We start from the raw sequence: 18617 nt of genomic DNA, 5'->3' as shown, positions 1-18617 counted from the left end.
TGACCCAATCCCCGGGGCGTGAAAGCGCCCTCCTTTCTTTATTCGATTCCGCTCTCATTCTCAACTTTTAATGCTCGCTCATTTTTGAGAGCGCTCTCATAATCAATTTGTTTATTAATGCAGCAACTTAGCTTTACTTTTATTTGCCCGTCAAAGAGGAACGACACAATGGTTTTCACGCGTAAACTGCTGCCATTGCTGGCAGTGATACAAATCGCCTGTGCCGGAGCGGCTCAGGCAAGCAATTATCTTTCAGTAGGTTATTTCAACGGCGGTGGTGATGTGACTGCCGGGCCTGGCGGTGATATTGATAAACTCGATGTGCGCCAGATAACTCACCTCAACTATTCCTTCGGCCTGATTTATAACGATGAAAAGGACGAAACAAATCCCGCACTGAAAGACTCGTCGAAACTGCATCAAATTTGGCTGTCACCAAAAGTGATGGCCGACCTTGAAAAGATCCCCGCCTTACGTAAACAAAACCCATCGCTAAAAGTATTGTTATCCGTTGGCGGCTGGGGGGCTCGTGGCTTCTCCGGTGCGGCAGCTACCGCTGAAAACCGTGCGGTGTTTATCCGCTCAGCCCAGGAAGTGATGAAACGTTACGGGCTGGACGGCATCGATCTTGACTGGGAGTATCCGGTGAACGGCGCGTGGGGTTTGGTTGCGAGTCTGCCGGAAGACCGCGCTAATTTTACGACTTTGCTTAATGAGCTACGTGCCGCTATCGGCAAAGACAAGCTCCTGACCATTGCCGTGGGCGCGAATGTGAAAAGCCCAACCGAATGGGTGGATGTGAAAGCCATCGCGCCAGCGCTGGATTACATCAATCTGATGACCTACGACATGGCGTACGGCACGCAATATTTTAACGCCAATCTTTATGATTCAAAAACCTGGCCGACGGTGGCTGCGGCTGATAAATACAATGTCAATTATGTCGTCGATAACTACATTAAAGCCGGTTTGAAACCTGAACAAATGAACCTCGGCATTGGCTTCTACGGGCGAATCCCTAAGCGCGCAACCGAGCCAGGTATTGACTGGGATAAGCCAGACGCGGCGAAAAACCCGGTCACTCAACCCTATTTTGGCGATACCGAAAAAGCGTTGTTTATGTCTTTGGGCGTTGATCTGACGAAAGACAGCTACATGAAATACAACGATATCGTCAGCAAGATGCTTAACGATCCGCAAAAGCGCTTTACGGAAAACTGGGATGACGATGCGCATGTGCCGTACCTGACGATTAAGTCGGCTGAAGGAAAAGATCTGTTCGCGATTTCGTATGAGAACCCGCGTTCTGTGGCAATCAAAGCGGAGTACATCAAAGCGAAAGGTTTGGGCGGTGCGATGTTCTGGGAGTATGGAGCGGATGACAACAATAAATTGGCGAAAGAATTAGCCAAAGATTTGGGTATTAAAACCGAGCATTAATAGCAAGTTAAGTTGGGTGGCCTTTGCGCCACCCAATTTTAAAACCTACAGCTTCACCGTCAAAATCGGCGCAGGTTCAATACCGAACTCGGCTTTGAGCTGCTGCTTACTCTTCATCACGATATTGCCATCAGTGCCGATGGTCATATGCTGCGGATCGGTGTTATGACGCGTCTGCCACATCATCACCAATTGCAAACTGTTCTCTTTTTGATCAGGCGTCAGCGCCACACCGTCAGGCCATTTTCCCAGCTCAACGGCAGTCACCAGGCGTTGATAAACTTCCGGTGTCATTGTGTCTAACATTTCATCCAGGTTCATCATGCGGCAAGTTCCTGTGGAATAATTTGCTGAATCGATTTTTCAGCCTTCAGTTTGTTCACCGTTTTTATCATCGGTGAAGTTTAACGACGCTGAATTTACGCAGTAACGCTCACCGGTTGGCTGCGGGCCATCCGGGAAAACATGACCTAAATGCGCTTCACAATTGCTGCAACGGATTTCTACCCGTTCCATGCCATGTGTGAAGTCTTTGATATAGGTGATGGCATTGTCGCTGACCGGCTCGTAGAAGCTAGGCCAGCCGCAGCCTGAGTCGTACTTAGAGTCGGACATAAACAGCGGCGCATCACAGACCAGGCAGTGATAAACACCATCACGTTTGTTATGCAGTAAACGCCCTGAAAACGGAGGCTCGGTGCCATGCTTCTGGGTGACATAAAACTGCATCTCAGACAGGTTTTTTTTAGATGAATCAGGAGGTAATTGATTTGCCATATGCGTACATCTCGTGCCGTGGGTACTGTAACTGATAACAGCATGATTCTAACAAAAAATTAACAACGCCGTGCTCTTTTTTGTTCTAAACTTAGCCCTGAATTTCTAACGCAGCGTCAATTGTGATCACCGTCACATTCTTGTTGGAATTGATCTTTAAAATTCCTCGCATCGTCCCCATATGGCTAAAGAGCCAAAAGGGAAGCGCGAGGCGGTTCAGTCGTTCAAATGATGTCCATAGGATTGATTTGTCGCAATGATTGACACGATTCCGCTTGACGCTGAGTAAGGTTTTTGTAATTTTACAGGCAACCTTTTATTCACTAACAAATAGCTGGTGGAATATATGACTATCAAAGTAGGTATCAACGGTTTTGGCCGTATCGGCCGTATTGTTTTCCGTGCTGCTCAGGAACGTTCTGACATCGAGATCGTTGCAATCAACGACCTGTTAGACGCTGAATACATGGCTTACATGCTGAAGTACGACTCAACTCACGGTCGTTTCAACGGCACTGTAGAAGTCAAAGACGGCCATTTGGTTGTTAACGGCAAAACTATCCGTGTTACCGCAGAACGTGACCCGGCTAACCTGAAGTGGAACGAAGTCAACGTTGACGTAGTTGCTGAAGCAACTGGTCTGTTCCTGACTGACGAAACTGCTCGTAAGCACATCACTGCTGGCGCTAAAAAGGTTGTTCTGACTGGTCCTTCTAAAGACAGCACTCCTATGTTCGTTAAAGGTGCTAACTTCGAGAAGTATGCTGGCCAGGATATCGTTTCTAACGCATCTTGCACCACTAACTGCCTGGCTCCACTGGCTAAAGTTATCAACGACAACTTCGGTATCATCGAAGGTCTGATGACAACTGTTCACGCAACTACCGCTACTCAGAAAACTGTTGATGGCCCGTCTCACAAAGACTGGCGCGGCGGTCGTGGCGCAGCTCAGAACATCATCCCATCTTCTACCGGTGCTGCTAAAGCTGTAGGCGTTGTACTGCCAGAGCTGAACGGTAAAATCACTGGTATGGCGTTCCGCGTTCCAACTCCAAACGTGTCTGTAGTTGACCTGACCGTTCGTCTGGAAAAAGCTGCGTCTTACGAAGAAATCAAGAAAGCAATCAAAGCGGCTTCTGAAGGCCCAATGAAAGGCGTTCTGGGTTACACCGAAGACGACGTTGTATCTACTGATTTCAACGGCGAAATCTGTACTTCTGTGTTCGATGCTAAAGCAGGTATCGCACTGAACGACCACTTTGTGAAACTGGTTTCCTGGTACGACAACGAAACTGGCTACTCAAACAAAGTACTGGATCTGATTGCTCACATCTCTAAATAAGTTGAGATGAGTAATTAATCCTGAAGGGTGACTACGGTCGCCCTTTTTTTTCGCCTTTGATCGATAGGTTGAACCAATGATTAATAAAATTTTTGCCCTTCCGGTTATTGAACAAATCACCCCTTCCGTGTCTCGTCGCCAGATTGATGAACTGGAAGCTATCGTAGTTGACCATCCACAAGCTCGCGGTTCCTTTACTTTGCAAGGTGCACATTTGCTGTCGTGGAAACCGGCTGGTGAAGAAGAAGTGCTGTGGTTGAGCGACAACACTCCATTCCAGGACGGTAAAGCGATTCGTGGCGGCGTGCCAATCTGCTGGCCATGGTTTGGCCCAGGCGCACAAGCCAATCTGCCAGCGCACGGTTTTGCCCGTAACCTGCCGTGGACACTGACTGCACACAATGAAGATGAAAGCGGTGTTTCACTGACTTTCGAATTGCCAAGCAGCGATGCGACTCGCAAATATTGGCCACATGACTTTACCCTGTACGCACGTTACAAACTGGGTAAAACCTGTGAGATGGAACTGGAAGCACACGGCGAGTTTGAAGTGAACTCTGCACTGCATACTTACTTCAATGTTGGCGATATCGCCGATGTGAAAGTGAGTGGGCTGGGCAACAAATATATTGATAAAGTGCTGAACGCTTCTCTCGGCGAGTTAACCGATGGCGTGCAGACCTTCCCGGATCGCACTGACCGTGTGTATCTGGAACCAGAAGAGTGCAGCGTTATTCATGATGCCAGCCTGAATCGCACTATCGATGTGGTTCACCATCACCACATCAACGTCGTTGGCTGGAACCCAGGCCCGGCACTGTCAGCCTCTATGGCGGATATGCCAGACGAGGGTTATAAGACTTTTGTTTGCGTAGAAACGGCGTGTGCCAGCGCACCGCAAAAAGCAACGGCTGACAAACCAGCGCGTTTAGCGGCAACACTGCGTGTAGCGAAAAAAGCTTAAACCATATCTAAAGGCGTTTTACGGCCCGGTGCCGGAAACGCCTTTTCCATCAGTTCAATCTCTTCCTGGCTCAACTCAATTTCCAGCGCTGCGGCATTTTCTTTTACATGCGCCACACTTCCCGCCTTCGGGATCGCTATCACACCATCGTGATGAATAACCCAGGCTAACAATAGTTGTGCAACAGTCGCGCCTTTTTGCTGAGCGAGATGGTTAAGAGCCGGATCATTCATCAATCCACTACGCAAACGTCCTGCTTGCGCCAATGGGCAGTAGGCCATTAACGGCATATTTTGCTGCTGGCACCACGGCAGTAAATCATACTCAATGCCGCGTGAAGCCAGATGGTAAAGCACCTGATTGGTGGCGCATTCTCGCCCTCCCGCTACATTCCATAATTCCTGCATGTCGCTGTAGTCAAGATTGGATACCCCCCAACGGCGAATTTTCCCCTGTGTAATAAGGTGTTGCATCACGCTGACGGTTTCTTCCAGAGGAATATCTCCGCGCCAGTGCAGCAAATAGAGATCGAGATAATCGGTTTTCAGCCGCTTAAGACTATTTTCGCAGGCGGTAATAGCGCTCTGCCCCGCGGCATTCCACGGATACACTTTCGAGACGAGGAAAACCTCGTCACGTCGGCCAGAGATAGCTTCACCCACTACTTTTTCAGCTTCGCCATTGGCATACATTTCGGCGGTGTCGATAAGCGTTAAACCAAGATCGAGTCCTGCTCGCAATGCATTGACTTCGTCAACATGCTGGGCTGAGTTTTCGCCCATGTACCAGGTGCCCTGCCCGATGGCCGGTATTGGTTTTGAATCAGAAAAGAGAATTTGTTTTGCCATGACATCCCTCCAGAACTGTTGCACCACAATAATGCAAACGGGGCGCAAGCGCCCCGCATCAAGACATTAACTGCACTATCAGAAACTATACGTGATACCCGTCATTAAAATGCCGGTCCACTCTTTATCTACCATCGGGCTGCTGGTGACTTCATCCGCCAGGCGAACATAGCGACCCATGCCGAACACATTCCAGTTATCTGTCAGCTTGTAGTTCACAGACAACTCAACATACGGCGCCCAACTATCATTGGGATCATAAGAACTCATGCCACTGCGCGCGGATTCATTTTTACTCACGCCATAATAGTATTCGTTCTGGTTTTCGCTGCTCCACGTGATCCCGATACCCGGTGTGAGGGTCAGGCGGTCGGTGGTGTAGCGATACAACCACGCCGTGTCCCACGTAATACCGTTGCTGTTGTCCAGCGTGTCACCAGCCAACACCGTACGCAGGAACCCATATTGGGTGTAATGAGCGTATGAAAGCCCCGCCATCAGCGTCGCGTACCGGTTATTCAACTGACGCATATCGTGACGGTCGCTGTCTTTGGCGCGGAAAAACAGTGGCGAATAATAGGCAGTAATAGACAGCTTATCGGTCTGATCATTCCACAAGTAGTAACCCGCAGTCAGTCCACGCAAGTAGAAACTGTCACCTTCGTAACCGATCATCGGTACCGGATACACACGGTCCTGATCGCCTTTATACAAGTTCGGTGTAACCAGGGCTGCCGCCCCTAAAGACCATGGGCCATCTGCGGCATGAACAGCAGAAAAAGAAGAGGCAATTAGCGCCCCCAAAGTAATAATTTTGAATTTGCTCACAATCTTTTAAGTCCTTTAATCAAATAATCAGCGACGAGAGTGTAACCCCCCTTTCCTTTCACCCCAAATTTTTTACGTTTCAGAAACCTCTGATTAACCGTTCAAACTCTCTCAAACGGGTTTCAGCGACGTTTCGTTTATATGAATCTTAGATGAAGCCAACGCCTTCTCTTTACAACAAAAGGAGAAATAAATGGATGAGTTATTGATATGTCATTGAAATTGGCTTGTGGCCGTATGCAAGTTTTGCAAATGCCATCTACGCTTTATTTTAGGAAGATGAAATACGCTGAACGCAGCACTGAAAATGCCACGCTGCAAGTTGGCATAAGGGTTGCTCAAGATTCAGGAGACGTCTTCCGGGAGCCTCCATTACTCATACGAACGGCTCTCTAACCTGTGCTAAAAACGAAAGGACGGCATGCCATGAATATATTCGATCACTATCGCCAGCGTTATGAAGCTGCCAAGGACGAAGAGTTCACACTGCAGGAGTTTCTTGCTGTTTGTAAGCAAGATCGCAGTGCCTATGCTAATGCGGCAGAAAGGCTATTGATGGCCATTGGTGAACCCGTAATGGTGGATACTGCCACAGAGCCACGGCTGTCCCGTCTCTTTTCGAACCGGGTAATTTCCCGCTACCCGGCGTTTGAAGAGTTCTATGGCATGGAAGAAGCCATTGAACAAATTGTTGCCTATCTCAAACATGCGGCCCAGGGTCTGGAAGAGAAGAAACAAATTCTCTACTTACTAGGGCCGGTTGGTGGCGGTAAATCCTCACTCGCTGAACGCCTTAAAGCGTTAATGCAGCGCGTGCCAATTTATACGCTCAGTGCCAATGGCGAACGCAGCCCGGTGAATGACCACCCGCTGTGTCTGTTCAATCCGCAAGAAGATGCCTCGATTCTTGAAAAAGAGTACGGCGTCCCAAACCGCTATCTCGGCACGATTATGTCGCCGTGGGCGGCAAAACGTCTGCACGAGTTTGGCGGCGACATCACCAAATTCCGCGTGGTAAAAGTCTGGCCGTCGATTCTGGCGCAAATTGCCATTGCTAAAACCGAACCAGGTGACGAAAACAACCAGGATATTTCGGCGCTGGTCGGTAAAGTGGATATCCGTAAACTGGAAAACCACGCGCAAAACGATCCTGATGCTTATGGTTATTCCGGTGCACTGTGCCGCGCAAACCAGGGCATCATGGAATTCGTTGAGATGTTCAAAGCCCCAATTAAAGTGCTCCACCCGTTGCTGACCGCAACTCAGGAGGGGAACTATAACGGGACTGAAGGTATCTCCGCCCTGCCGTTTAACGGCATTATTCTGGCGCACTCCAACGAATCTGAGTGGGTGACGTTCCGTAATAACAAAAACAATGAGGCGTTCCTTGACCGTGTTTACATCGTCAAAGTGCCTTATTGCCTGCGGATTTCCGAAGAGATCAAAATCTACGAGAAACTGCTGACTCACTCTGAATTGATGCACGCGCCATGTGCTCCTGGCACGCTGGAAACACTGTCGCGCTTCTCAATTCTGTCACGCCTGAAAGAGCCAGAAAACTCCAGTATTTACTCCAAAATGCGGGTGTATGACGGCGAGAGTTTGAAAGACACCGATCCGAAAGCGAAATCTTACCAGGAGTATCGAGATTACGCTGGCGTGGATGAAGGCATGAATGGCCTGTCGACGCGTTTTGCGTTCAAAATCCTCTCCCGCGTGTTCAACTTTGACCACGTAGAAGTGGCCGCCAACCCGGTGCATTTGTTCTACGTTCTGGAACAGCAAATCGAGCGCGAGCAATTCCCGCAAGATGTGGCGGAGAAATATCTCGAGCACCTGAAAGGCTACCTGATCCCGAAATATGCTGAATTTATCGGTAAAGAGATTCAGACGGCATATCTCGAATCTTACTCAGAGTACGGGCAAAACATTTTCGACCGTTATGTAACCTACGCTGATTTCTGGATTCAGGATCAGGAATACCGCGACCCGGATACCGGCCAGTTGTTTGACCGTGAATCCCTGAATGCGGAACTGGAAAAAATTGAAAAACCGGCAGGCATCAGCAACCCGAAAGATTTCCGTAATGAAATCGTCAATTTCGTGCTGCGTGCTCGCGCCAACAATAATGGTCGTAACCCTAACTGGACCAGCTACGAGAAGCTGCGCACCGTCATCGAGAAGAAAATGTTCTCGAATACTGAAGAGCTGCTGCCCGTTATCTCGTTCAATGCCAAAACCTCGACCGACGAGCAGAAAAAACACGATGACTTTGTTGATCGTATGATGGAGAAAGGCTACACCCGCAAACAAGTTCGCCTGCTGTGCGAATGGTATCTGCGAGTGCGCAAATCTTCATAACGGCTGAGTCAAAGATGGGGCCACGCGCTGTGGCCCCCCTGCGCAGTTGGCAAAGAAGTTTGGGGGAAATATGGCCTATTTTATAGACAGGCGACTGAACGGCAAAAACAAAAGCGCGGTGAATCGCCAGCGCTTTTTGCGTCGTTATAAGGCACAGATCAAACAGTCGATTTCCGAGGCCATCAACAAGCGTTCGGTAACCGATGTGGACAGCGGCGAGTCCGTCTCTATCCCCAGTGAAGACATCAGCGAACCGATGTTTCATCAGGGGCGTGGCGGGCTGCGTCATCGCGTTCATCCAGGTAACGATCACTTTGTGCAGAATGACCGTATCGAGCGCCCACAGGGCGGCGGCGGGGGTTCAGGTGGCGGCCAGGGTCAGGCGAGTCAGGATGGCGAAGGCCAGGACGAATTCGTTTTCCAAATCTCGAAAGACGAATATCTCGACTTATTGTTTGAAGACCTGGCCTTGCCGAATCTGAAAAAGAATCAGCATCGCCAAATAACCGAGTTTAAATCGCATCGTGCGGGTTACACCTCAAATGGTGTCCCGGCGAATATCAGTGTGGTTCGTTCGCTGCAAAACTCCCTGGCTCGTCGTACCGCGATGACTGCCGGGAAACGTCGCCAGTTGCATGAGCTGGAAGACAGTCTTGAAACCGTGAGCAACAGCGAACCCGCGCAGTTGCTTGAAGAAGAACGCTTGCGCAAAGAAATCGCTGAACTGCGCGAGAAAATTGCCCGCGTGCCGTTTATCGACACTTTTGACTTACGCTACAAAAATTACGAAAAACGCCCTGAGCCTTCAAGCCAGGCGGTGATGTTCTGTTTGATGGACGTTTCCGGTTCGATGGACCAGGCCACCAAGGATATGGCAAAACGCTTTTATATCTTGCTGTATCTGTTCCTGAGTCGGACGTACAAAAATGTGGAGGTGGTTTATATTCGCCACCACACCCAGGCCAAAGAAGTAGACGAGCATGAGTTCTTTTACTCCCAGGAAACCGGCGGCACCATTGTCTCCAGCGCCCTGAAACTGATGGATGAAGTGGTAAAAGAACGCTATGACCCGGCGCTGTGGAATATCTACGCCGCACAAGCCTCTGATGGCGATAACTGGGCAGATGATTCGCCGTTGTGTCATGAACTGCTGGCGAAAAAAATACTGCCAATGGTGCGTTATTACAGCTATATCGAAATAACACGCCGCGCTCATCAAACGCTGTGGCGTGAATATGAAGATTTACAGTCAACGTTTGAAAACTTCGCGATGCAGCATATTCGCGACCAGGATGATATCTATCCGGTATTCCGTGAGCTGTTCCAGAAGCAGGCTAATCACTCTTACAGTTAATTCCTGATACAGACGCAAAGTCAGCCAGATTTATTCTGGCTGACTTTTTTATTCCCTCCACCGAGCAGCAACTGGACGCACATCTATATGTGTATAACTTGCACTGCGCCCAATTCCGTATTTCTGGGGATAGGTAGATTCCAGGTAATCAGCCACCACATCTGCAGCAATCGCATTCACGGTAATATCCGCCGCCGTACCCAATAAATGCTGAGAGGCGTATTCGCCACCGTGAGATTTGTTAAAGTCCGCACAACAGCATCCCTGCTGTACCTGGACTGGCTGCTCAAAATGTTGATGAATTGACTCAAGAAGTGCGACGAGTTCTTTACTGACATCAGCAAAACCACAGCCGCAAGGACAAGAAAAATCGTGTTGGTAAAAATGAGGAGAAATTGCTTTCACGTTAAGGTTTCTCTGCTGATCAAAAAATAGGATGAGTGACTCAGAAAAATCTATAATTGTGCTTAGAACAAGGAGTCAACTCCCCCAATAATTGGGAAAAGAATACGAGAGTATACTTGAGGGATTCAAATAGTTTTTATAGATCAAATCTATCGAATTGATCGTTAAAAGCAATTTAATTTCTAAGGTTTATTATGCAACTGCCTGAAAAATCATGATTAGATTTAAAAAAGCTGACGCTTATCCCTGCCTGCGAGTAAAGTGGTTATTAACAATTAAAAAAGCCGCTACTTTATTTTTCGCAAGGAAAAACCATGGTCATCGACTCTACGTTATTAATCCTTCTGGCATTGGCTGGACTCGGTTTTGTCAGCCATAACACCACCGTTGCAGTATCCATTCTGGTGCTTATCATCGTCCGCGTTACGCCTCTGAGCCATTTTTTTCCATGGATTGAAAAGCAAGGTTTAACGGTGGGCATAATCATTCTTACGATTGGCGTAATGGCACCCATTGCCAGCGGCACCCTGCCTGCAAGCACCCTGCTACATTCGTTTACTCACTGGAAATCCCTGGTTGCCATCGTGGTCGGCGTGTTTGTTTCATGGCTCGGTGGGCGCGGAGTGACATTAATGAGCAGCCAGCCAAGTTTAGTGGCCGGTTTGTTGGTGGGAACCGTTTTGGGCGTAGCGTTGTTCCGTGGAGTCCCCGTCGGGCCACTGATTGCCGCCGGGCTGGTGTCATTAATTGTTGGAAAAACTTAAGGCTCGAGCGAGGCTAAATAACGCCCCGGCGTATTGCCGAGCGCTTTTTTGAACATCGTGATAAACGCGTTGGTCGAGTCATATCCCAGTTCGCCCGCAATTTGTTGTACTGACATGCCGCCAATCAGCAGTTGCAACGCGATGATTAACTGCAACTGCTGACGCCAGCGACGAAAATTCATCCCCGTTTCTTTTACTACCAGGCGAGCGAGATTGCGCTCGCTCATCGCCAGTTGAGAAGCCCATTGTTCCAGAGTCAGACGCTGCTGCGGATGTTGCACCAGTTGGTCAGCAATAAAACGAATCTTAGGGTGCCTGGACATTGGCAAATTGAGCTGTTCTACGGCCTGGCACGGCAGTTCATCGAACAATACCTGAACCAGCCTTTGCGTCGACGGTTGAGACAAATCCCCTTCATTTTGCTCAGTCAGATGAACGATAAGCTCGCGAACCAACGGTGAAATTCTTAATGTGCAGCATTGCGCGGGCATCTCTACCGCACCCGGCTCAATAAACAGAAAACACAGCCGCGCATTGGCAGTGGCACGGTTGCTGTGTGGCATTTCCCCTGGGATCCAGACGGCATGCTGAGTCGGCACCATCCACAACGCCTGCTCCACTTCACAGGTAATCCCACCATGTAGAGCAAGAATCAGTTGCCCCTTTCTATGCTGATGGAAAGCGATTTCGTTTTCGCTTTCGGATACCAGAATGCGGAAAGCCTGAGCTGGCTGGCAATTGCTATCAGGATTGAATCCTTCCAGGGCTAAACCACGTTCCATAAACTTGTCCGGTTTTAGGGATAATCTGTCATTTTACGTTGATTTCATCGATCCCTAAAGCGTGTATCTTGAGCGCATCGTTTCAAGGGATCTTTTTATGACTTCAATGACTACTGCCAGCTTTAAAAAACATGGCTTACTGCTGGCCGGCATTTTAATGATTGCCACCACACTACGCGTGACGTTTACCGGCGCCGCTCCATTATTAGATATGATCCGCGAGACATTCCGCCTGACAACAGCGCAAACAGGCATACTCACCACGTTGCCATTATTAGCGTTTGCGGTGATTTCTCCGTTAGCCGCAGGCATTGCTCGTCGGTTTGGAATTGAACGCAGCCTGTTTGCTGCCATGTTGATTATTTGCGCAGGGATTGCACTACGTTCTGCGGGGAATACCGCATTGTTGTACTTTGGCACGGCGATAATTGGCTGCGGTATTGCCATAGGGAATGTGCTTTTACCCGGGCTAATAAAGCGAGATTTTCCGGGCCAAGTCGCGCGTCTCACTGGCGCATATTCACTAACAATGGGGGTTGCCGCAGCTATTGGCTCGATGCTTGTGGTGCCTGTTGCCCAGCAGGGTTATGGCTGGCCAGGCGCATTACTAGCTTTGATGGTTTTCCCGGTGGTGGCGATGCTCGTCTGGTTCCCGCAACTCTCAAACCACACCCCATCAACACTCAGCAGTAGCAAAGCTCTGCATAGCCGGGGCATCTGGACTTCAGCACTTGCCTGGCAAGTGACGTTATTCCTCGGTATTAACTCGCTGATTTACTACGTTGTGATTGGTTGGTTGCCCTCGATACTGATCAGCCATGGTTACAGCGAAGCGCAGGCAGGTTCCCTGCACGGGTTAATGCAGCTAGCGACCGCCATTCCTGGCTTGCTCATTGGTTTGATTTTAAGCCGCCTGAAAGATCAACGTGGGATCGCCATTCTGATGGCATTGCTGTGCGCCGTCAGCGCCATTGGCTTGCTGTTTATTCCGGATCTCGCCAGCGTTTGGGTGGTGATATTTGGCTTTGGTACAGGGGCGACGATGATTCTTGGGCTTACGTTCATCGGCTTGCGTGCCAATAGCGCGCATCAAGCGGCAGCACTTTCGGGCATGGCGCAATGTGTCGGCTATTTATTGGCGGCCTTTGGGCCACCGGTGATGGGTAAAGTGCATGATATTTCAGGCCAGTGGAGCCTTCCACTAATCGGTTGCGCAGTGTTGGCCTGTATTATGGCGATCTTCGGTGGTTTCGCGGGGCGAAATGCAGAAATAAGCCCGGCACGCTCCCACCACTCCTCCTGATTAACGCTGCGCCGCTTTCAGTAACGCTTCAACTAGCGGCGCAGGTTTATCTTTCAGTGCATTACGTTCATGCTGGAATAGTGTCGCGACAAAAAATGGATGCCCGCTAAGCTCCACAGCGCGAATTTCACCTTCACTGTCCCACCCTGTCATTTGCAATTCTGATTGGCGAATCTGGTCTGCAAAAATGTCGGCAATGCCATAATTGCAGTGATAGCCCTCTTCAATTTGTGTCCGACCATAAGCCTCAGCAATTAGAGAACCGCTTTTTAAAATTATGGCGTCAGATTTCTCCACCAGCGAGCAACTCAATGGCGCAATAACTAACCTACCTTCGCATTCCGTTTCAGCATGCCTGGCATCATTCCAACCGAGAACATTACGGGCGAACTCAATGACTGCGTGCTGGAATCCTCCACAGGTTCCAAGAAATGGGATTTGGTTTTCGCGGGCAAAACGGATAGCGAGAAAAGCCCCATCCTCGTTTTGATATGGGCTTGCAGGGACGCACCAGAGGGCGTCATAACCCACTAAGTCTTCCGGGCTTGTCACTTCTGGCGTTGGTAACCAGTCATAGTCAGCCGTAACACCGACATATTCAGCGGCATTATCTAAAGCGAGAGGAATAGCCTGGTGCGCGATAACAGCAGGATTAAAATCACCAACCAGGGCAATACGAAGGATTTGCTTGAGGGGTAACGGAGGCATTTAATTGATTATCCTTATGTTTAAGAGCTTCTGATACATAAGGAATGATAGGATAGGCCGTTATTTTTTGCCTTGCAACGCCCAAAATTAGCAGGGTAGCAAAGCGATGACACACTGGTGTAGCGTATCTCTTTCTCCTGACTTGATGTGGTGCAATGAAAACGAAAATTCTGGTTAGCGCTTGTTTGATGGGTTTTAAAGTGCGCTATAACGGGCAAGATAAGCCTCTGATGGCTGATGTGCTTGAGCGCTGGCATCAAGAGCAGCGACTGGTGATTCATTGCCCGGAACTGGCTGCTGGTCTCGCCACACCTCGTTTGCCTGCTGAACTGGTCGGTGGTAGCGGGTTGGATGCACTGAACGGCGAAGCAAGCATTTTGGAAAGTGATGGTACAGATGTCAGTGAAAGCTACTTGCTGGCAGCGTGGCTGGCACTAAAAACCGCCCAACAGTCCGGATGTCGCCTGGCGTTGATGACCGACGGTAGCCCAACCTGCGGCAGTCTGAAGATTTACGACGGGACATTTCAAGGAAGGACGCAGCCTGGGATGGGTGTTGCGGCGGCGTTACTGCGCCAACATGGTATTGAAGTTTACGCAGAAAGTGAGCTTGCCGCTTTAATGGCTCGAGTTGCAGAATTAGACGGGTAATAAGTCTTTAATTATTACCCGCAGCGCATTAAAGAACCGACAGTGCTTCATCAACTTCTGGCAATAAAGTTTTATCCAGCGGCATCAAATATTCAGCGCGAACAAAGGTATAACCTTCACGGCCATCGAAGGCGACGACATTGCCGGTGACTAACCACAGCGGATGATTTGCATCATGCGGAAGCTGCGTCACAACGCCAGTGACCGGGTTTATAAAGCTTTCCCCCGGCTCACACAGACCAAAAAGCTCGACTGATTTTCCAACATTCACACGCCCTGCGGCGGTACGGGAGCCGATAATCATTGCCAGCATTCCCGGTTTTAACTGAAACATAAGATGACTCTGTAGCACTTTAAAAAATTGACTATATCAGAACATTCTTAGATGAAAATGTAAACAGGCCACGGATTTTACCCCGCAGCCTGTTGCGTCAAGTCACCGTTCCAACTTCACGCCGTGCAAATTTAAAGCTTACTTAGCGAGTATCAAAACCAGCGAGAAGATTTTTTTTATTAATCGCGGGTTTGTACCCAGAACGCATGAATTAAACCCGGGATATAGCCCAACAGCGTCAGCACGATGTTCAGAAGAAATGCCCAGCCAAATCCCTTTCCTAGCAGTACACCCAGTGGGGGTAAAATAATCGTAAAAACAATACGCCAAAAGCCCATAAAAAAACTCCAGTTATTAATACTATCTATGCTGAAAAAAGCATATTTCACTACAAGCATAGTCTACTGAGCGTAAACCTACAGACGGTGTATCGTGATTTAATGTAAATAGCAGCGGTAACCACATCAATTATATGTGATTGATTTCAAGGAAGAAAAGATGGGAGTTTGCGGAATTTGGATAACAAAAAACCCGCACATTGGCGGGTTTATTCACTTTGACTTAACGGCTCGGGTTATTCACCGTCTTCGCATGCGTCAGTCTCAGTATGCGTTAGCAGTCTTACAGAGCAACAACGTTAGTTGCTGAAGGACCTTTAGCGCCGTTCTCAACAGAGAACTCAACTTTCTGGCCTTCGTCCAGAGTTTTGAAATCATTGCTCTGAATGGCAGAGAAGTGAACGAACACGTCTTTGCTACCATTGTCAGGAGTGATGAAACCGAAACCTTTTTCTGGGTTAAACCATTTTACTAAACCAGTCATTTTAGACATAGATACTTCCTCATTATTTTATAGCCATTTACTATGGCGAACGTGGTCTGTATTGCAGAACGTTTCTTATTTAGGCACTTAGGAGGAGACTCACGAAGAAGGGTATCTGATGACTTGATAGCGCTTGAACTGAGGACTGCTTTACTAAAACTGCTTTCATAAGGTCTGTCTTCCAAACCGATGACGCATTTACTCATGCCTGAGCTTTGGAAGCAAGAATTATTTTCAAATAATAATTTTCTCATCAACTGCGGGATTTCCCCGCTCCCCTATTACTTTCCGAAATATCAGTGTGCATTTTTTAATCAAAGCATTTGCGTGCGAGCTATAGTTAAACGGTAGCCTGCTGGAATGTGTAGATGGTGTAGCGATGGCCCATTTGTTGCTGGTATTACTCTTGATGTCTCCGTTTTTGCCGATGACGCATGCAGCCACCGACGAGCAGCCTTTGAAATTCGACACCACGGTCAACACTGTTTTGGGTGATTTTGATGTGATGAAAGATCGGCGCGTGATACGCGTTTTAATCCCTTACAGCAAAACCTTCTACTTTCTTGATAACCGGGCTACACAGCGCGGCATCATGGTTGAGTTGATGCAACAGTTTGATAAGCAAATTAATAAAGGTCTTAAGCCTTCGCAAAAAACCCATCTCCTGTTTATTCCGACTGCGCGAGATCAGCTTATCCCTCAACTTATCGCTGGCCGAGGCGATATCATCGCGGCTAATTTGACGATTACGCCAGAACGAGAAAAACTCGTCGTTTTCAGCGCCCCCCTGGCTAAAAATGTTCACGAAGTCGTCATCGCCAGCAGCAAGGCACCGGAACTCACAACAGCAGAATCCTTGTCCGGAAAATCACTGTTTGTTAACCCTTCCACAAGCTACATCTCAAGTATCGATACGCTTAATAAGACGTTGAAAGATAAAAATCTTCCTCTGGCAAAAGTGATAAAAGCGCCTGGCAATTTTGAACCTGAAGATATTCTGGAAATGGTGAATGCGAATCTTGCGGATTACACCGTTGTGGACAGATATCTGGCAGTTTTGTGGAAACAGATTTATCCCAACATAGTTGTTTATGAAAACATTACGCTGCGGGATGACGGTTCAATTGCTCTTGCGATGCGGAAAAACTCCCCTTTACTTAAAGCGCAGCTCGATGAATTCACCACAAGCCATAAAATTGGTACATCGTTTGGTAACCAGCAGGTTTATAAGTACTTACGCAATACCAAATGGGTGAAAGATGCGCGCTCAGAAGCGGAAATAGAGAAGTTTAATCAAGTCACTGAGATCTTCCGTAAATACGGTGAACAATATAATGTCGACTGGCTATTAATGGCGGCACAAGGCTACCAGGAGTCTCGTCTTGACCAGACGGTGCGCAGCAAAAGCGGTGCCATAGGGGTGATGCAGGTTCTCCCTGGCACAGGCAAGGAGTTAAACGTTGGAGACATTAAATTAATCGACCCCAATATTAATGCCGGTGTGAAGTACATCCGCTTTATGCGCGATCGTTATTTTGCCGATGAACCCATGACTGAAATGAACAAAATGCTTTTTACTTTCGCTTCCTATAACGCAGGCCCAGCAAAAATTGCCCGGCTTCGCAAAGAAGCCACAGCCAATGACCTTGATCCCAACATATGGTTTAACAATGTTGAACGCATTGCGCAAAAACGTATCGGCAATGAAACAGTACAATATGTCAGCAATATCTTTAAGTATTACGTTGCTTACCAGCTCATCACAGAACAAATAAAAGCCCGCAAATCAGAATTACCTGCGGACGCCAGCGCGGCTGAATAGCCCTGCCGTTTTAAAACTCCAGCACTCTTTTTCAGTAACATCCCTTGCCTTGAATGTCGAGATTTATTACTGTATATAAACACAGCCTTAAAAGGAACATATTGATGTTCGTAGAACTGGTTTACGACAAACGAAATGTAGCGGGCCTTCCCGGTGCAAATGAAAAGATTCTTGCAGAGCTAACCCGACGAGTTCAGTGCATTTTTCCGGATGCCGATGTCCGAGTGAAACCCATGCAGATGAACGCGGTTCACAGCGATTGCACGAAAAATGAGAAAGAAAAGATCAACCGCCTGGTTGAAGAGATGTTTGACGAAGCGGATTTCTGGCTGGTTAGCGAAGACTAAAAACAGGTCGAACAACAATGAGAAAAACAACCATAGTATTAATCGTTGTCGCCATTCTGGTCTGGCTTGCAAGCCAGCAGGGTTGGATTTAACGAACCACGAAGGAAGCGCTTGCGATAGTAAGCCTTCCTTCGATTTTGATTTCATACAGACGAAAAAAAACCACCTGAAAGGTGGTTTTCTTAAATATGGTGCCGACTACCGGAATCGAACTGGTGACCTACTGATTACAAGTCAGTTGCTCTACCTACTGAGCTAAGTCGGCGTGGAATGCATAGTACATAAACTCGATCTACGATGCAATTCCTTGCGAACTGTTCGCTTAAAAATTCAACTTATTGTTATAAAATCAACCAGTCACGAGCGAAAAATCTGTATTTTGTGTAAAAATCGCACTTCTCATAAACCGGTTACGGCGATTTAAAACACTTTTGATGAGAAATCGTTTTTGACTTCGCTTTCTATATAAGTGTTCAAACCCCATCCGGCACGCGCCAGTTCTTTCATTTTTTCCAGATGCTCGGGCCCTGGATGACGGATATCGTAGAGATACACGTGATTATTCTTGAACCGGACTTTCATTGAGTTTGCATCAATCTGGAAACTGACAACCTGTGAATCGCCGCTTTTGTTGGAGTAATTTTCCATACCACATCCTCTTTGGCTGAACATGAACTCTAATGAATTCATCTATTAATCACGCCCAGCGTTTTCGTAAAGGGTGGTAGCTCACGATTTCAGTAAAATAATAATAAAAAACGGGAGC

General features: G+C 48.0%; 21 protein-coding genes and 1 tRNA gene. 10 read left to right on the top strand and 12 right to left on the bottom strand.

Annotated features, from left to right (window positions below; translation table 11 throughout):
* The first annotated feature begins 168 nt into the window (after positions 1–168).
* Positions 169–1440 (top strand): chitinase ChiD, encoded by a 1272-nt coding sequence (gene chiD / locus D6029_RS03995; protein WP_120063524.1) that lies wholly within the window; start codon positions 169–171, stop codon positions 1438–1440.
* Positions 1441–1485: 45 nt separating this feature from the next.
* Here the strand turns inward: chiD and D6029_RS03990 are convergent, their stop codons facing one another.
* The gene (locus D6029_RS03990; protein ID WP_115631853.1) at positions 1486–1761 is read right to left on the bottom strand and encodes a YeaC family protein; all 276 of its coding nucleotides are present in this window, start codon (positions 1759–1761) and stop codon (positions 1486–1488) included.
* 42 nt (positions 1762–1803) lie between these two features.
* Positions 1804–2217, bottom strand: a complete 414-nt coding sequence (gene msrB, locus D6029_RS03985) for a peptide-methionine (R)-S-oxide reductase MsrB (RefSeq protein ID WP_120063523.1) — start codon at positions 2215–2217, stop codon at positions 1804–1806.
* A gap of 346 nt (positions 2218–2563) precedes the next feature.
* Between msrB and gapA the strand changes: the two genes are divergently transcribed.
* Positions 2564–3559: a glyceraldehyde-3-phosphate dehydrogenase gene (gene gapA / locus D6029_RS03980; RefSeq protein WP_120063522.1), complete on the top strand. Its 996-nt coding sequence runs from the start codon at positions 2564–2566 to the stop codon at positions 3557–3559.
* 76 nt (positions 3560–3635) lie between these two features.
* On the top strand, positions 3636–4523 hold the full coding sequence (locus D6029_RS03975; RefSeq protein ID WP_120063521.1) for a D-hexose-6-phosphate mutarotase: 888 nt from the start codon (positions 3636–3638) through the stop codon (positions 4521–4523).
* Here the strand turns inward: D6029_RS03975 and D6029_RS03970 are convergent.
* The gene (locus D6029_RS03970; protein ID WP_120063520.1) at positions 4520–5371 is read right to left on the bottom strand and encodes an aldo/keto reductase; all 852 of its coding nucleotides are present in this window, start codon (positions 5369–5371) and stop codon (positions 4520–4522) included. The two genes, D6029_RS03975 and D6029_RS03970, sit on opposite strands and share 4 nt — an antisense overlap.
* A gap of 78 nt (positions 5372–5449) precedes the next feature.
* Complete coding sequence (locus D6029_RS03965; RefSeq protein ID WP_120063519.1) at positions 5450–6199, bottom strand: MipA/OmpV family protein; 750 nt, start codon at positions 6197–6199, stop codon at positions 5450–5452.
* A gap of 426 nt (positions 6200–6625) precedes the next feature.
* On the opposite strand from D6029_RS03965, the gene yeaG reads away from it, so the two are divergent.
* A complete protein-coding gene (yeaG, locus tag D6029_RS03955; protein WP_120063517.1) occupies positions 6626–8560 on the top strand; it encodes a protein kinase YeaG in 1935 nt (644 codons plus the stop codon).
* 70 nt (positions 8561–8630) lie between these two features.
* A complete protein-coding gene (locus tag D6029_RS03950; protein ID WP_120063516.1) occupies positions 8631–9914 on the top strand; it encodes a YeaH/YhbH family protein in 1284 nt (427 codons plus the stop codon).
* A 48-nt stretch (positions 9915–9962) separates the two neighbouring features.
* On the opposite strand, the gene D6029_RS03945 is transcribed toward D6029_RS03950, so the two are convergent.
* A complete protein-coding gene (locus D6029_RS03945) occupies positions 9963–10319 on the bottom strand; it encodes a D-Ala-D-Ala carboxypeptidase family metallohydrolase (protein ID WP_120063515.1) in 357 nt (118 codons plus the stop codon).
* A 314-nt stretch (positions 10320–10633) separates the two neighbouring features.
* Here D6029_RS03945 and D6029_RS03940 point away from each other — a divergent pair, with 314 nt between their 5' ends.
* Positions 10634–11083 (top strand): DUF441 domain-containing protein, encoded by a 450-nt coding sequence (locus D6029_RS03940; RefSeq protein ID WP_120063514.1) that lies wholly within the window; start codon positions 10634–10636, stop codon positions 11081–11083.
* Here the strand turns inward: D6029_RS03940 and D6029_RS03935 are convergent.
* Positions 11080–11865 carry an AraC family transcriptional regulator gene (locus tag D6029_RS03935; RefSeq protein ID WP_120063513.1) on the bottom strand — a complete coding sequence of 262 codons (786 nt, stop codon included), beginning with the start codon at positions 11863–11865 and terminating at the stop codon, positions 11080–11082. The two genes, D6029_RS03940 and D6029_RS03935, sit on opposite strands and share 4 nt — an antisense overlap.
* A gap of 97 nt (positions 11866–11962) precedes the next feature.
* Here D6029_RS03935 and D6029_RS03930 point away from each other — a divergent pair, with 97 nt between their 5' ends.
* The gene (locus tag D6029_RS03930) at positions 11963–13168 is read left to right on the top strand and encodes a CynX/NimT family MFS transporter (RefSeq protein WP_120063512.1); all 1206 of its coding nucleotides are present in this window, start codon (positions 11963–11965) and stop codon (positions 13166–13168) included.
* On the opposite strand, the gene D6029_RS03925 is transcribed toward D6029_RS03930, so the two are convergent.
* Positions 13169–13876 (bottom strand): CTP synthase C-terminal region-related (seleno)protein, encoded by a 708-nt coding sequence (locus D6029_RS03925; protein WP_120063511.1) that lies wholly within the window; start codon positions 13874–13876, stop codon positions 13169–13171.
* Positions 13877–14031: 155 nt separating this feature from the next.
* Here D6029_RS03925 and D6029_RS03920 point away from each other — a divergent pair, with 155 nt between their 5' ends.
* Positions 14032–14526 (top strand): 2-thiouracil desulfurase family protein, encoded by a 495-nt coding sequence (locus tag D6029_RS03920; RefSeq protein ID WP_120063510.1) that lies wholly within the window; start codon positions 14032–14034, stop codon positions 14524–14526.
* Between the two features lie 28 nt (positions 14527–14554).
* On the opposite strand, the gene D6029_RS03915 is transcribed toward D6029_RS03920, so the two are convergent.
* The 3 genes from D6029_RS03915 to cspE form a co-directional block, all read right to left on the bottom strand.
* Positions 14555–14860, bottom strand: coding sequence for a hypothetical protein (locus tag D6029_RS03915; protein ID WP_120063509.1), 306 nt, complete (start codon positions 14858–14860; stop codon positions 14555–14557).
* Between the two features lie 179 nt (positions 14861–15039).
* Positions 15040–15198: a YqaE/Pmp3 family membrane protein gene (locus D6029_RS03910; protein ID WP_120063508.1), complete on the bottom strand. Its 159-nt coding sequence runs from the start codon at positions 15196–15198 to the stop codon at positions 15040–15042.
* A 283-nt stretch (positions 15199–15481) separates the two neighbouring features.
* Complete coding sequence (gene cspE, locus D6029_RS03905; protein WP_034456078.1) at positions 15482–15691, bottom strand: transcription antiterminator/RNA stability regulator CspE; 210 nt, start codon at positions 15689–15691, stop codon at positions 15482–15484.
* Between the two features lie 370 nt (positions 15692–16061).
* On the opposite strand from cspE, the gene D6029_RS03895 reads away from it, so the two are divergent.
* Positions 16062–17504: an MltF family protein gene (locus D6029_RS03895; protein ID WP_244212368.1), complete on the top strand. Its 1443-nt coding sequence runs from the start codon at positions 16062–16064 to the stop codon at positions 17502–17504.
* A 104-nt stretch (positions 17505–17608) separates the two neighbouring features.
* Positions 17609–17851: a DinI-like family protein gene (locus D6029_RS03890; protein WP_120063506.1), complete on the top strand. Its 243-nt coding sequence runs from the start codon at positions 17609–17611 to the stop codon at positions 17849–17851.
* 189 nt (positions 17852–18040) lie between these two features.
* Here the strand turns inward: D6029_RS03890 and D6029_RS03885 are convergent.
* A tRNA-Thr gene (locus tag D6029_RS03885) sits at positions 18041–18116 on the bottom strand.
* A 155-nt stretch (positions 18117–18271) separates the two neighbouring features.
* Complete coding sequence (locus D6029_RS03880) at positions 18272–18499, bottom strand: hypothetical protein (protein ID WP_034494696.1); 228 nt, start codon at positions 18497–18499, stop codon at positions 18272–18274.
* Between the last annotated feature and the right edge of the window lie 118 nt (positions 18500–18617).

Origin of the sequence: Buttiauxella izardii (assembly GCF_003601925.1) — a bacterium.
Classification (GTDB): Bacteria; Pseudomonadota; Gammaproteobacteria; order Enterobacterales; family Enterobacteriaceae; genus Buttiauxella; species Buttiauxella izardii.
The sequence above is the reverse complement of the archived record's forward strand: the minus strand, read 5'-3'. Positions and strand labels throughout refer to the sequence as shown.